At 68.8% G+C, this 14,512-nt stretch carries 13 protein-coding genes; 2 read left to right on the top strand and 11 right to left on the bottom strand.

The window, feature by feature from the left end:
- Nucleotides 1-110: 110 nt before the first annotated feature.
- The 4 genes from AB0E63_RS10415 to AB0E63_RS10430 form a co-directional block, all read right to left on the bottom strand.
- Entirely contained in the window at nt 111-1,226 is a 1,116-nt protein-coding gene (locus AB0E63_RS10415; protein WP_360363950.1) for an alpha/beta hydrolase, read from the bottom strand.
- Nucleotides 1,227-1,232: 6 nt separating this feature from the next.
- Nucleotides 1,233-2,390, bottom strand: coding sequence for an alanine racemase (gene alr, locus AB0E63_RS10420; protein WP_360363952.1), 1,158 nt, complete (start codon nt 2,388-2,390; stop codon nt 1,233-1,235).
- A 15-nt stretch (nt 2,391-2,405) separates the two neighbouring features.
- Nucleotides 2,406-3,047 (bottom strand): HAD family phosphatase, encoded by a 642-nt coding sequence (locus AB0E63_RS10425; RefSeq protein WP_360363954.1) that lies wholly within the window; start codon nt 3,045-3,047, stop codon nt 2,406-2,408.
- Nucleotides 3,048-3,132: 85 nt separating this feature from the next.
- Nucleotides 3,133-4,350 (bottom strand): hypothetical protein, encoded by a 1,218-nt coding sequence (locus AB0E63_RS10430; protein ID WP_360363956.1) that lies wholly within the window; start codon nt 4,348-4,350, stop codon nt 3,133-3,135.
- 282 nt (nt 4,351-4,632) lie between these two features.
- Here AB0E63_RS10430 and AB0E63_RS10435 point away from each other — a divergent pair, with 282 nt between their 5' ends.
- A complete protein-coding gene (locus AB0E63_RS10435) occupies nt 4,633-5,409 on the top strand; it encodes an META domain-containing protein (RefSeq protein ID WP_360363957.1) in 777 nt (258 codons plus the stop codon).
- On the opposite strand, the gene AB0E63_RS10440 is transcribed toward AB0E63_RS10435, so the two are convergent.
- Genes AB0E63_RS10440 through AB0E63_RS10465 form a run of 6 tightly spaced genes read right to left on the bottom strand, consistent with a single transcriptional unit; the run spans nt 5,396 to nt 12,209 of the window.
- Complete coding sequence (locus AB0E63_RS10440; RefSeq protein WP_360363959.1) at nt 5,396-8,326, bottom strand: PIG-L family deacetylase; 2,931 nt, start codon at nt 8,324-8,326, stop codon at nt 5,396-5,398. The two genes, AB0E63_RS10435 and AB0E63_RS10440, sit on opposite strands and share 14 nt — an antisense overlap.
- 57 nt (nt 8,327-8,383) lie before the next feature.
- Nucleotides 8,384-9,781: an NAD(P)H-hydrate dehydratase gene (locus AB0E63_RS10445; RefSeq protein ID WP_360363961.1), complete on the bottom strand. Its 1,398-nt coding sequence runs from the start codon at nt 9,779-9,781 to the stop codon at nt 8,384-8,386.
- A 3-nt stretch (nt 9,782-9,784) separates the two neighbouring features.
- Complete coding sequence (locus AB0E63_RS10450) at nt 9,785-10,135, bottom strand: holo-ACP synthase (RefSeq protein WP_360363963.1); 351 nt, start codon at nt 10,133-10,135, stop codon at nt 9,785-9,787.
- A 10-nt stretch (nt 10,136-10,145) separates the two neighbouring features.
- Complete coding sequence (locus AB0E63_RS10455) at nt 10,146-11,150, bottom strand: LacI family DNA-binding transcriptional regulator (protein WP_360363965.1); 1,005 nt, start codon at nt 11,148-11,150, stop codon at nt 10,146-10,148.
- A 31-nt stretch (nt 11,151-11,181) separates the two neighbouring features.
- Nucleotides 11,182-12,039 (bottom strand): hypothetical protein, encoded by an 858-nt coding sequence (locus AB0E63_RS10460; RefSeq protein WP_360363967.1) that lies wholly within the window; start codon nt 12,037-12,039, stop codon nt 11,182-11,184.
- Complete coding sequence (locus AB0E63_RS10465; protein WP_360363969.1) at nt 11,973-12,209, bottom strand: hypothetical protein; 237 nt, start codon at nt 12,207-12,209, stop codon at nt 11,973-11,975. The genes AB0E63_RS10460 and AB0E63_RS10465 overlap by 67 nt, the downstream gene beginning before the upstream one ends.
- A gap of 146 nt (nt 12,210-12,355) precedes the next feature.
- On the opposite strand from AB0E63_RS10465, the gene coaA reads away from it, so the two are divergent.
- A complete protein-coding gene (gene coaA / locus AB0E63_RS10470; protein WP_360363971.1) occupies nt 12,356-13,309 on the top strand; it encodes a type I pantothenate kinase in 954 nt (317 codons plus the stop codon).
- Here coaA and AB0E63_RS10475 read toward each other — a convergent pair.
- Complete coding sequence (locus AB0E63_RS10475) at nt 13,290-14,450, bottom strand: MFS transporter (RefSeq protein ID WP_360363973.1); 1,161 nt, start codon at nt 14,448-14,450, stop codon at nt 13,290-13,292. The genes coaA and AB0E63_RS10475 overlap by 20 nt on opposite strands.
- Nucleotides 14,451-14,512 lie beyond the last annotated feature (62 nt).

The following is a 14,512-nucleotide window of genomic DNA, read 5'->3' on the forward strand; positions in this document are numbered from 1 at the left end:
CCGGCCTGGACTGAGGAGCGTAGGGAGCGCAGCGACCGGAGCGACGAGGGAAGGCCGGGAATCAAGGCCCCATGACGCCGCCGGCGCCGGAGGCCCGGCCAAAAGCACTGTCATGTGTGTCCCAAGGATTGTTCGGCTCGCTCGATCATGCCAAGGAGGGCGGCCGTGAACTCACGGTGGTGCTCGATCAGGCCCAGGTGACCGCAGTTCTTCACCTCGACCAGCTCCGCCCCGGGCACCCGCCGGACGATCTCCTCGGCGTGGTCGAACGGGGTCAGATGGTCCTTGTCGCCACCGATCACCACGCACTCGACCTTCTGCAGCGGCTCGAGCGAGTCGAACTTGTCGTGCAGCGCGAAGATCGGGTAGAACTCCGCGATCACCTCGATCGGCGTGGCCGCGATCATCTCGTTGACGAACTCGGTGAACGCCGGCGGGACCTCGGAGCCGAACGAGTACTTCCGGGTCAGCAGGTAGCTGATGTCCGTGCCCGCCTTGCGGCTGCGCTCGACCACCTCCGGGATCCGGGCCAGCGCCGCGACCGTCGGGGTCGCGAGCGCCCGGGCCAGCATGCCGACCTTGCCCGGGAACACGATCGGGACCCGGTCGAGCCCGCCCGCGCTGGTCGAGCACAGGCCGACGCCGATGATCCGGTCACCGAAGAGCTCCGGATACTGCTCGGCCATCGCCATGATCGTCATGCCGCCCATCGAGTGCCCGATCAGGATCACCGGGCCGGTCGGCGCGAACTCCTCGAGGATCCCGTGCAGGTCCTGGCCGAGCTGGTCGATGCTGACGCCCGACCTCGGCGACCGGCCGGACCGCCCGTGCGAGCGCTGGTCGTAGAACACCATCGTGCCGATGCCGGCCATGTCCCGGCGCTCAAAGTGCCAGGCGTCCATGTTCAGCCCGTAACCATGCGCGAAGATCACGGTCAGATCTTCCGGCGGCAGCGGCAGCTTCCGGCCGAACCGGCGCTTCGGTGGCTCGGGCCGGCGGGACCGCTTCAGCTCGTCGACCTCGACGTACAGCTCGACGCCGTCGTCGGCGGTGAACACATGCGGGGTGCCGCGCACCGAACCGAACGGCTCGGCCTCGAGCTGTTTGCGCTGCCCCGACCGTCGGCCGATCACCTGACGTTCGACGGCGACGCCGGCTGCGGCACCGGCCGCCAGCACTCCGACCGCGGCCCCGATCAGACCGGCAGTCCGCCCTGCTTTGGACATGCCGGTTTACCTTTCGCTATCGACGTACCGACGGGGGATCCGGGCTCCCAGCCGGGTGACGATCTCGTAGTTGATGGTCCGCGCGGCGTCGGCCCAGTCGTCCGCGGTCGGCTCACCCGCCGTACCCGGCCCGAACAGCACCACCTCGTCACCCGCGGCCGCCTCGCCGTCCTCGAGGTTGACCACGCACTGATCCATGCAGATCCGGCCGACCACGGCACGACGCTCGCCGCCGGCCAGGACCGGGGCTCCGTTGGACGCGTGCCGGGGCAGGCCATCGCCGTACCCGAGCGGGATCAGACCCAGCGTCGACGGCCGCGGCGCGGTCCAGGTCAGGCCGTACGAGACACCCGCACCGGCAGGCACCCGCTTCACCATCGCGAGCCGCGCCTTCAACGTCATCGCCGGCCGCAACCCCAGCTCGTCCGACGGCAACGCGTGCCCGAACGGCGAGAGCCCGTACGTCGCCACGCCCGGACGGACCAAGTTGAAATGGGTCTCGGGCAGCGCGAGCGTGGCACCCGAGTTCGCCAGATGCTTGAACTCGGCGTCGATACCGAACGATTCCGCGACCTCGATCGCTTCCATGAAGGTGGCGAGCTGGGCCTCGTTCGCCGGGCTCTTCGGCTCGTCGGACGACGACAGGTGCGACCAGATGCCCTTGATCTCGATCCGGCCGGTCGCCTGTGCCCGCACCGCGGCCCGGATCAGTGCCGGCCACTCCTCCGGTACGGCGCCGCCCCGGCTCATCCCGGTGTCGATCTTCAGGTGCACCCGGGCCGGTCGATCTTCCACGCCGGCTACCAGCTCGTCGATCTCCCACGGCGCACCGGCGGACAGGTCGATGCCGGCCGCAATCGCGTCGGACAGCGGCTCGCCGGGGGTGGTCAGCCAGCAGAAGATCGGTCCGGTGTCGCCGGCGTCGCGTAGCGCGAGCGCCTCCTCGAGGACAGCGGCACCGATCCAGTCGGCGCCGGCCTCGCGAGCGGCCCGGGCGACCGGGATCATCCCGTGCCCGTAACCGTCGGCCTTGACCACGGTCATCAGCTGCGCGCCCTCGGCACGGGCACGCAGCGTGGCCACGTTGTGACGGATTGCGCCCAGGTCGACGACCGCCTCGGCACGGACGGGGCGGACGCTGCCAGGTGACTGGAGGGTAGACATAGCTCCTCCAGTGTCTCAGGCTCCGTCGAGCAGTTCCGCCAGGGCGGCCATGTTGTGGAAAACCGCGTCCGCGTCGGCGAGCTTCGCGGGGTCCGTCATCCCGGCGTACCCGAAGACCTTCATGCCGGCCGCAACCGCCGCGGCGACACCGAGCGGGCTGTCCTCGACGACCACGCAGTCGGCCGGCTTCACGCCCATCGACGCGGCCGCGTGCAGGAAGAGATCGGGCGCGGGCTTGCCGTGGGCAACGTCCTCGGCGCTGAAGATCCGGCCCTCGAACCGATCCAGGAATCCGACGGCGGTCAGCGCCGTACGAATCCTGCGGTGGGTGCCGGAGGATGCAAGACAGTAGGTGACACCCCGCGCCTGGAGGTGATCGAGGACAGCCTCAACGCCCTCGATCGCCTGCAGGTGGGCGAATCCGTCGAACAACCGCTGGTGGTAGCGATCCTCCAGATCCGCCGGCAGCGGACGGCCCAGCTGGGCCTCCGTCTGCTGCCGCATCGACGCCATGCTGCCGCCCATGAAGTCACGCACGGTTTCCTCGAACGTGTAGGGCAGCCCGGCCTCGGTGAGCAGCTCGGCCAGGATCGTGTTGGCCAGCCGCTCGGAATCCACCAGTACGCCGTCGTTGTCGAAGATCACGAGTCCGGTCACGACGGAAACCCTAAGCGGAAACCTGAGCGGCCACCGCGACGTGGGGGTCGTCGCGGTGGCCGCGGGGTGCGCGAGAGCGCGGGGGTCAGTTCTCCTGGATGGAGAAGTCGGTGAAGTTGAAGCGCTGCTTGGTGTTGCCGGTGGACACCACCTCGACACCGAAGTCGACCTGCCAGGTGGTGGCCTTCGGGGCCCAGCCACGGCCGATCATGTCGTTGAAGAAGCTCGCCAGCGGCATCGTGCCGGACTTCTGCGCCACCTGGGACACGTACGCGGTGTAGCCGCTCTCGTGCCAGACGTCGTACGTGAAGCCACCGAAGGTCACGGTGCCCACCTTGCGGCCGGCCGGGACCTGGCCCTTGTTGTCGGTCCAGATCATCAGCTCGTTGTTCAGACCGTCGCCGATCCAGGCGTCGAACGCGACGTTGTAGATGCAGGCGGGGCAGTTGGCTGGCGTGGTCGCCGCGAACTTGGCCGACTGGATCTTCGACAGCGCGACGTCGTTGTAGTCCTTGTGCACGTTCGGGTACGCCTGGACGCCCTTGTCACCCGGCAGCGGCTGGGTGACGTCGAGGAACCAGTTGTTGTAGTTGCACGCACTCAGCGTGTAGGTACCGTTGTCGTTGTTCCACATGTTGTTGTGGACGTAGTACGCACCGAACGTCCGGCCGTCACCCTGGTTGTTCGTCGAGGTGGTGACGAACGACGGGTTGGTGCAGGTCTGGCTCGGGCTGCCCGTCGACGTGGGGGTCGTCGTCGACGGTGTGGTCGTGGTGGGAGTCGACGTCGGCGGCTTGGTCGGCGTCGTCGTGGTCGTCGGCGTCTGGGTCGGCGCCGGCGTGCTGGTGGTCGGCGGCTTCGTCGGGGTTGCCGTCGTGGTCGGGGTCGGTGTGGTCGGCTGCGCCGGCGCGGCGACGAAGTCGTAGTGCGCCGTGTAGCTCAGCTTGGTGCCGGCGCGGTATTTCTGGCCGTCGTAGCGCAGGGCACGCAGCCGGTAGCTCTGGTCGGTGGTCTTCGCCGGGTCGATCGACAGGATCGCGGGTCCGGACGCGGTCGCGGTGATGGCGACCGGCTTCTTGCCGAATCCGTGCACCACGGTGCAGCTGGAGTAGGCGTCCAGGACGCAACTCTCGACGCGACCGATGCTCGGAAGATCGAAAACCGCGCTGTCCGCGGCGCTCGCGGTCGCCACAGGGGAATCCTTGGCCGCGTGAACGACGATCGGTGCGGCGATGAGTGCACCGACGGCAAGGACGACCGCTGGGACAAGCTTGCGGGTCCGGGCAGTTCGGGTGGGGGGCATGCGTAACATTCCTCGTCTGCTCGACGGGCCACCCTGTGTTGCCCCAGAACTTCAGTGTGACCCAACAACTGTTCGTTTGGTCCCCAGAGAGGCCAGGAAAGCCGGCGTCCCCGAAACGCCGAACCGATCCGGCAGACCGGCGTACCGGTCCTGTTCCTTCTCGTGAGCTCTCGCGTACGCCGGTGACGTTATCGAACCGTGATATCGCCCGCCAATCCGGGGCCCCGACTTAACGAACCCTTCACACTGCAACGCGGGCCCGGCAAACGGCATCCTTAGGGTGTGAAGACGCGGATGATCGCCCTCGCCGGAGCCGGTTTGCTGCTCGCCCTGACCGCCTGCGGGAACGACACCGCGGCAGGTGCGTCGCTGACCGGAAACTCGTACCTGTCCACCGCTGTGACCGAGAACGGAATGCCCAAGCAGCTCGCGCCGAACACCCGGGTCCGGCTGGATTTCACCGACGACGGCCGCCTGGTCGGGGACGCCGGCTGCAACTCGATGCAGTCGAAGGTGTCGACCGACGACGGCAAGCTGACGCTCGAGGGCGGCCTGGCGATGACCATGATGGGCTGCGAGGGTCCGCGGCAGGGACAGGACTCCTGGCTGGCGAACATCCTCAGTAGCAAGCCGACCTGGAAGCTCGACGGCAGCAAGCTCGACATCACCGCCGGCAGTACGACGATCTCGCTGGTGGATCGCGAGACCGCCGAACCGGACGTCGCCCTCGACGGCACCCGGTGGTCTCTGGAAACGGTGATCACCGGCGACGCCGCCACCAACTACGCCGGCTCCCAGAACGTCTGGATGACGCTCAACGGCGAGCGCGTCACCGGATCGACCGGCTGCAATGACTTCCAGGCCACGGTCGCCCGCGCCACCGGCAAACTCACCTTCGGCGAACTGGCCACCACCCGCCGGGCCTGCACCGGTGACGCCGCGCGACTCGAGACCGTCCTCCTCACCGCGCTCAAGGGCGAGGTCGGCTACGAGGTCGATGCCAACCGGCTGAAGCTTCGGACCTCAACCGGCGGCCTCGACTTCACTACCCCGCGCTGAGCCGGACGTCGAACGCCTGGACCTCGTTCTGCGGTGTCTCATAGGACACGAGCAGATGTCCGTTGGTCCTGAGCTGGGTGCGTTGGGCGGCGGTCAGCGGGATCGACCAGTGCTGGACGCCTCGCGTGATCTGCTGGCTGGACTGTTTGACCAGGTGACCGCTCATGTCCGGGGACCAGGGTGGGGTCGCACCGTCGGTGAGCGCGCAAGGGGTCAGTCCGTAGTCGGGCGGCGGGTCGGCGGCCGTCGTACAGGTCGTTGTCCAGACCGGGATCGCGCCGATTTCGCCAGTGGTGAGGAAGGCCCGTGCTGTGCCGGACCCGGGTGAGTTGGTGACCAGGTCGACGCTGCTTCCGCGGAGTGCGGCGGACAGGATCTTCAGGTCGCTGGTCGGGACGCGGCCCGAGATCGGTACGCCGTTACGCGCGGACTGGGCGATGGTCTGGGGTGACAACGCACCGTTCAGGTTCGGGTTGGACACGTTCGGCGGTGCCGGGGTGGTCGGGCGGTCCGCGGGCGGTGTGTAGCCCGGGAGGGTGGCGAGACCCCAGCGGTACGGGTCGGACTGGACCGAACCGAGGGCCGACCAACCCAGTCGCGTGCTCATGTCGATATGCCGCAACGTCGTCGTACCAGCCGCCGAGGTGTCGTCATTGTCGTACGGCGTGATGTTGAGGCCGAGCCGGGTCGGGTCGACCGCGGCGGGGAGGTCGGCCAGCGGGATCTTCACCTCGAGGTCGTACCCGCCACCCGCATACGCGTGCGGAACGGTGGTCTCGTTGCTGCCGACCCACTGTGCGGTCGAGGCAACCTGCACACCCGGCGCATTGCCGGTGTCGAGCGCACCACTGGAGTAGCCCTGATGGTTGTCCGCATCTCGCTCCCAGCAAGGCCCGCCGCTCTGGCTGAACGGGAAGATGCCGAGCTTGAACGTGTTCGCCGTGTCCATCAGCGCCTGCGAGGCGGTCCCGCGCGGGTCGAGCAGGATCTCGACCGAGTCGGCCTGCCAGTGACCGACACATTCGGCCGGAGTCACGGCGTACGACTGGTAGTCGTCGCGGACGTGGATGAAGAAGTAGAGGGCGTCGCCGGACCAGCTCACCTTGGCTGTACTGCCTTCTCCTGTTGAGGAAACGCCACAGTCGTCGACGCCGGTGCAGGTGGCCGCGCCCTGCCAGATCCGGCCGAGGTCGAGCGTCGGACCGGGGTACTCGCCCGGCCCCGCCGTACCGTCGACCACCGGTGTCGCCTGCGGGATCACCGTCGTCGGGACCAGTGTGAGCGTCAGGGTCTCGCTACCGGTCGCGGTCCGGATCGGGATCGAGACGTTCTGCTGCGCGGGCAGTGTCGTGTCGGTGTTGGTCAGCTTGAACGTGACCGTGGCGTCAGCGCCGGGGGCGAGGTCGTAGGGCTTGGACGGCGCGTCGACGGTGAAGTCGGCCGGGAGGTCGAGGGAGACCGCACCGGTCTGCTGCTGCGTGGACCAGTTGTGCACGACGACCGGTATGTCGATGGTCGTGCCGATGCCCATCGACTGGATCGCCTGGGACCGGCCGAGACGGTTCGCCTGGGGTGCGGTGTTCTGTAGCCACTGGTCGTACTCGGCCCAGTTGCCCCAGCGCTGGAAGCGGCCTTCGGCCGGAGCCACGATGCGCACGACGTTGTCGGTGTAACCGGTGGCGTGCGCGGTCGTGTAGGTGGCGGACACCTTCGCGTTCTGGTCGACCGGAGCGGTCGCCGACGGGGTGACTGTGAAGGTGACGTCGGCCTGCGAGCCGGCCCGGACCTGCTGGGGGCCGTCGGTCGACCAGCCCGCCGGGACGGTCAGCTGGGCGTTGCCTTTGGCAAGCTTTCCGCGCAGGTGCAGGGTGGCCTGGAACGATTCACCGGCGACGTTGTAGAACCGCGAGAACGTCAGGTACTCCAGGGTCCCCAGCGGCAGCCCGCCGGGATCGGGTTTCTTCGCACCGAAGAGGATCGCGTCGTCGAGCCCCGCCTGCGGACTGCTGTTCGGCTGGAACGGTACGAACGACTCCGTCATGCCGAACCGTGGGCACGCCGGAACCGAAGTCCCCTTGAACATCACGCGACTCTGCGTCGGGTACGCCGCCCGGCCCTCGTCCGCGACCTGCTGCCAGATCTTGGCGGTCCCGGCCGGCTGTCCCTGCAGGTTGCCGGCCGGCCAGACGTACGGCGAGTTGTAGCCGGTCCACACGCCCGCGACGGTGTCGAGGCCGGTCGGCGTGAAGCCGGTGGTGCAGTTCGCGGCGGACGTCGTACCGCCGGTTCCCGCCGTACTGCCGCCGGAGAAGACTTTCTTCACCTGCCACGTGCTGAGCGCGTGCGGTCCCTTCAGCTGCTCAGGGAAGCGGGTCGGGTCGGCGGCCGCGAGGACGCCTTCCCAGATCAGCCGGCCGGCCTGCTGATGGTTGCCGTGCCCGGCCGCGAGGGTCGAGGTGAAGCCGATGTAGATCTCGGGCTGGGTCTCGCGGATCACCCGCGTCACCCGGCGCAGTGTCTCCTCCTCGTCCCAGAAGTACTGCGTCAGCGGCGCGCTCTGGTTGTAGAAGAAGTCGATCCGGTCCAGGTTGAAGATGTCGACGGTCCCGGACCGGTAGTGCGCGACGCGGTCCTCGTTCTCCCGCCGCAGGCCGAGGTCCGGCCCGAGCTCGTTCCCGGCCGCGTTCCCGCCGCCCTCACCGCGGGTGACCTGGATGACGCCGCATTTGACGCCGTACAGCTGATGCCAGACGCCACACGGGCCGATGATGCTCGTGTCGTCGTCCGGATGGGCCCACTCCCCCATCACGTCGATCTTGGTCTGGGCATCAGCCACATACTGTTTCGGGCCGGCCTGGGCAGGCACCGGCAGAACGGCGAGCAGGACAAGTACGACGAACCCCACGAATCGCTTCACGTGCACACTCCAAAGGCGGTGGAGGCACTAGCAGATTCAGTCCTACGTCCGTACCACTCAGGTTCGCAACAGATATCGCGTGGCGTCCGGCAACGCGGCCGCGACCGACAGGGCCGTCACCGGGGCGCTCGACGAGGCCAGGTTGGCCGCGGCGGCGTGCAGGTAGGCACCGACGGAAGCAGCATCGAGCGGTGTCAGACCGGCAGCGAGGAGGGCGCCGCAGAGGCCGGCCAGGACGTCGCCGGCACCGGCGGTTGCCAGCCAGGGAGTGGCGTTGGTGTTGACCCGGACGTGACCGTCGGGGCTGGCGATGACGGTGGTCGCGCCCTTGAGCAGGATCGTCACGTCGAAGCGTTCGGCGGCCAGGCGAGCGTGCTCGAGTCGACTGGCTTCGACGGTGGAGCGGTCGACACCGAGCAGCCTGGCGAGCTCACCGGCATGGGGTGTCGCGAGTACGTTGACGTGGTCGCCGGAGTCGTCGAGTGCCTTCAGTCCGTCCGCGTCGAGGACAACCGGCTCTTCCGCGTCCAGCAATTCGCGGATGCGCGGGACATCGAGGCCATCGCCCATGCCGGACCCGATGGTCCACGCCTGCACGCGGCCTTCGCCGGCCACGATCTCCGGGTGGGCTGCCCGGACCTCGGCCGCGACGGCGTCCGAACCGACGTACCGGACCATGCCGACCGGGCCGCCGAGAGCACCGGCCGTCGCGATGACGGCGGCGCCGGGGTACTGAGCCGATCCGACCATCAGGCCGAGGACACCGCGGGAGTACTTGTCGGACTCCCCATGGGGCACGGGGTAGCGGGCGCGGACATCGGCAGCTTGGAGCGACTCGACGGGGGCCGATGGGAGGTCGAGGCCGATCTCGACGAGGTGGACCGGGCCGCAGGCGGTGGCGGCGGGGTCGATGAAGTGACAGATCTTGTGCGTGCCGAAGGTGACGGTGAGTGCGGCGCGGACGTGCGGCTCGGGGGCTTCGCCGGTGTCGACGTCGACGCCGGAGGGCGTGTCGACGGCGACGATCGGTACGCCGTACTGGTCGGCCAACTCGATGGCCTCGAGAGCGTCGGGGCGAAGACCGGGACGGCCACCGATCCCGACGATGCCGTCGACCACGACGTCGGCCGCCGGGATGTCGTCGGTCGAGCCGACGCGTCCGCCGGCTGCCCGCAGCGCCGCCAGTCCTTCGGCGTGGGCTTTCGCAGAGAGCAGTACGGCGGTCACCCGGGCACCGCGGCGCGCGAGCCGGGCACCGGCGTACAGGGCGTCGCCGCCGTTGTCGCCGGAGCCGATCAGCAGGACGACGCGGGTGCCGTACGTACTGCCAAGAAAGTTGCCAATGGCAACCGCGAGGCCGGTGGCCGCGCGCTGCATCAAGGTGCCTTCCGGGAGCCGTGCCATCAGCTCGGCCTCGGCGGCCCGGACCTGTTCGACGGTGTATGCGCGGCGCATTGCTCAACCCTCCAGGATGACCACTGCGGATGCGATGCCGGCGTCGTGACTCAAGGACAGATGCAGGCTCTGGACACCGAGTCGCGAAGCCTGGGTGGCGACTGTGCCGGTGATCTCCAGCCACGGCCGGCCGGTCTCGTCGGTCTGGACCTCGGCGTCGTGCCAGTGCATTCCGGCGGGCGCGCCCAGCGCTTTGGCCAGGGCTTCCTTCGCGGCGAAGCGGGCGGCCAGGGACGCCGGCGGCTTGAGTGCCTCGATCGGTGTGAACACTCGATCCCGCAGTCCCGGCGTACGTTCGAGTGTCTTCATGAACCGTTCCACGTCGACCACATCGATACCCACGCCGACGATCATGCGGGCCAGCCTAGCTCGCGGGTTCAGCGGTCGATTGGCGGACTCGCATCTCTACGGCCAGGTCCATCCGTAGGGCCGACGGGGTGACGCCGCGGGCCAGGTCGAGGACCAGGCGGGTGGCCATTTCGGCCATCCGGTGGAGGGGCTGGTGAACCGTGGTCAGGGTGGGACTGACCCATTGGGCCACCGGGAGGTCGTCGTACCCGACCACCGAGAGGTCACGGGGAATCTCCAGGCCGAGCTCACGGGCTGCCTGGTAGACGCCGAGCGCCTGCATGTCACTGCCCGCGAAGATCGCGGTCGGACGGTCCGGCTGCCGAAGCAGCGCGAGGGCTTCCCGGTAACCGCTGCCGACGCCGAAGTCGCCCGAACGGATCAGCTCCGGCTCGACCGCGACCCCGGTCGACCGCAGCGCGTCCTGGTACCCGTCGACCCGCATCCGCGAGCAGAGCGTCTCGACCGGTCCGCCGATCATCCCGATCCGGGTGTGACCGAGTTTGCGCAGATGCAGCGTCGCCATCCGCCCGCCGTTCCAGTTGGCGGAGCCGATGGAGGGTACGTCGTCGCCCTCGTCACCGATCGGGTCGACCACGACGAACGGGATCCGCCGCGCCTCCAACTGCGCCCGCTGGTCCGCGTCCAGGTCGGAGAACACCATGATCACGCCGAGCGGGCGCCGGTTCAGGACGGATTCGATCCACTCCTGCCGCGGCCGGCGGGCGTCGCCGCACTCGGACAGCACCAACTCGACGCCTTCGGCGCGGAGGACGCCCTCGACCCCGCGGATCAGCTGGATCGCCCAGTCGCCGCTCAGCTCGGGGAACACCAGGTCGACCATCGGGCTGCTCGCCGTACTCGCGGTGCGGCGCCGGTAGCCGTGCTCCTGGATAATGCTCTCGACCTTCGCCCGGGTGTCCTCGGCGACGTCGGCCCGGCCGTTCAGCACCTTGGAGACGGTGGGCACGGAGACCCCGGCCTGCTCCGCAATTTTCGCGATCGTGATCCGCTGGCTCACCCGACCTCCAGTGTCGAAACTTTCGGCCAGCCTACCGCTGGATCGTGCGCCCCTCGGCGTCCGGGACCCCGCTGAGACGGTAGAAGTACGTGTTCACCTGGTCCCGCCAGGCGCCGGCGTTGGCGAGCTGTCCCTCCAGCCGCGCCGTGATGTTCTCCCGCGTCGCCGGCTCGAAGCGGTCGGCGATGGCCATCCAGCGATCCAGCATCGCCGCGACCTCGTCGTACCCCTGGAAGTGGGTGTCGTAGATGTGCTGCAGGACCGTGCTGCCGTTCTGGAGGACTCGGTCGTAGGGGACGTGGTGGAAGAAGAGCAGGAGTTCGTCGGGGCAGCTGTAGGCGTTCTCGTAGCGACTCGCGAGCGGCTCGGGGTACTGCCCGGTGAAGCCGGAACCGCTCGCGACCGTGCGGTCCACACCGACGCCGTAGCGGTCGGCGAAGTGGTAGGTCCCGCGCGCCGAGTACTCGTAACCGTTCACGTTCGGCCCGTAGTGCGTCTCCGGCGTGACCATGAACCCGACCCCGAGCGGCGCGAACGCGTACAGGTTGCTCTGGGCAAGCTTGTGCCCGGTCCAGTTCGGATCGTCCCCGATGTTGGAGACGGCAACGATCGCGTCGGCGCGCTCGGCAACGGCCGGGCCACCGGATCCGGTGGTGTCGAACTGCAGGATCTCCCGCCAGCACGGTGCGAGGTAACACAGATCCCTCTGCTGTCCGGTGTACTCCTGCGTCACCTGCAACTCCACCGCGAACCCCGTCTCCTGCAGCTCCCCCAGCAACGGCGACATCGCCTCGCGCGCCTGGAAGTCCAGCGGCCCGTGCTTCACCTGCAGTACGACGTTCTCCTCGAACCGCCCGTCCAGCGGGATGAAGTGGTCGTACGCCGCCACAACGGCGATTCCCGCACCCGGTCCAGGACGCAGAGCGCAATCTCCACGTCGTTGCGGAGCCGGCGGGTCTGCCGGAGCTCGGCCCGGATCGTCTGGGCCAGCGCCCCCGAGGCATGCACGGTCACCTCAGGCAACCGCTGAGTGCCGAGCCAGCAGGCGTCGAACATCACGCCGGATCCTTGCACTGGATCCGGATCACCAGTACCCGTCCGCCGGTTCGAAAGTTTCGGCACCGACGGGTCCGAGTCCTGGTTGAGACGAAGGCCACGCCCGCCCGGTATGGGTGCACCGGGGCGGGATGGGAAGAATGGGGCACATGCTGCAGCCGTCGCGGGAGGTGACTCCCTACACCGAGCTCGACCGTGCCGCCTGGGCGCAACTGGCCGAGACCACCGTGTCCCCGCTGACGGCGGACGAGATCGAACGGCTGCGCGGCCTCGGCGACGAGATCGACATGGACGAGGTCCGTGAGGTCTATCTGCCGCTGTCGCGGATCCTGTCGCTCTATGTCCGGCACGCCCGCGCGCTGCACGCGGACACCGAGAGCTTCCTCGGCAAGCCGGCCGCCACCCGGACCCCGTTCGTGATCGGCATCGGCGGTTCGGTTGCCGTCGGCAAGTCCACGACCGCCCGGCTGCTGCGCGAGTTGCTGGCCCGCTGGCCCGAGCACCCGCGGGTCGCGCTCGTGACCACTGACGGCTTCCTCTGGCCGAACGGTGAGCTCGAGCGCCGGAACCTGATGATGCGCAAGGGGTTCCCGGAGTCGTACGACCGCAAGTCGCTGCTGCGCTTCGTGGTCGAGGTGAAGTCCGGCATGGACGCGGTCGAGGCGCCGGTCTACTCCCACCTGCACTACGACCGGATGAACGGCGTACGGACGACCGTCGAGCAGCCCGACATCCTGCTGCTCGAGGGCCTGAACGTCCTGCAGCCCGCACCCCGGCACGCCGACGGCAAGAGCGGTCTCGCGGTCAGCGACTTCTTCGACTTCTCCGTGTACGTCGACGCGGCCGCCGACGACATCCGGTCCTGGTACGTGCACCGCTTCCTCAAGCTGTGGGAGACGGCGTTCCGCAACCCGGAGTCCTACTTCGTCCGGTACGGCGAGCTCAGCCGGGAGGAAGCGGTCAAGAAGGCCGAGTCGCTCTGGGACGGCATCAACGGGCCCAACCTGCGCGAGAACATCCTCCCGACCCGCTCCCGCGCCACCCTCGTCCTCCGCAAAGGCCCCGACCACGCTGTCCGCTGGGTCAGGCTCCGTAAGCTCTGACCGCCGGTACGACGGCCACCGCGACGACTGCCGCTGTGATCGCGAACCCTCCGGCAAACCCAACGCCTGACACCATCAGTCCGAAGACGATGGCTCCCATCCCCCAGCCGCCGTCGTAGGCAAGGTTCCACAGCGCGCTGACCTGTCCGTACCGGGCCTTCGGAACCCGGTTGTACATCATCGTCAGCGTCAGGTTCTGTGCGGCACCGAAGCCGAGGCCGAAGAGCGCCGAACCGAGCAGGATGACGAGACCGTTGCCGATCAGCACCAGCGATCCGGCACCCAGCGCGGCCAGGATCAACGCCGGCGCCAGCAACTTCGCCGGGCCGACGCGATCGCCGTACCGGCCGGCCAGCCAGCGTGCGCCGGGTGCGGCCGCGGCCTGCAGAAGCAGGGCGGTCGCGATCAGCGAGTGCTTGTCCCCGGCAACGGCCAGGGGCAGGAAGGTGACGCTGATCCCGGCGGCGACGGTCACGGCCGCGAAGACGAAGGTCGGCATCAGCAAGCCGCTACGCCGGACGCCACCGAGGACGTTCACGTGCTGCTCCTCGGTGCTGACCCGCGCGGGCAGGCCGACCAGGGTGACGAGTCCGGCCAGGGAGGTGAACGCGGCGAGCACGAACAAGGCGCCGAAGCCGATCACGTTCGTCAGATAGACGCCGAGCGGGAGGCCGATGACCGCGGGAACGCCGACTGCGACGCCGTACACGCCCAGGGCCTCACCGCGGCGGTGGGCCGGGGTGATCTCCGCGACCAGGGCGACCGCGCCGACGACCAGGATCGCCAGACCGGCGCCACGGACGATGCAGACCGTGAGGACCACCGGCAGCGAGGCGGTGGCCAGCAGGACCAGTGAGGGTGCACCGAGCAGGATCAGCCCGAGGCCGAGGACGACCTGGTAGCCCCAGCGGGCCAGCATCCGCGGCACCAGCAGTTCGACGCCGACCGCGGACAGCATCATCGCACCGGTCGACAGCCCGGCCCCGATCCCGCCGGAGCCGTTGGCGGCCAGGTACAGCGGGACCACCGAGGTGAGCAGGTACATGCTCAGCCCGGACCCGAACGCCATCACCAGCAACCGGCCGAATTGGCCGGTGAGCACTCGATCGGTAGTTGTCGGGATCTCGCATGTGGTGGTCATATCTCGACGCTAGAAGCGCACCGGTACGTCCTACAGATCCAGTTCCGCACCGCGCGAGAGGA

Origin of the sequence: Kribbella sp. NPDC026596 (assembly GCF_040638415.1) — a bacterium.
Taxonomy (GTDB): Bacteria; Actinomycetota; Actinomycetes; order Propionibacteriales; family Kribbellaceae; genus Kribbella.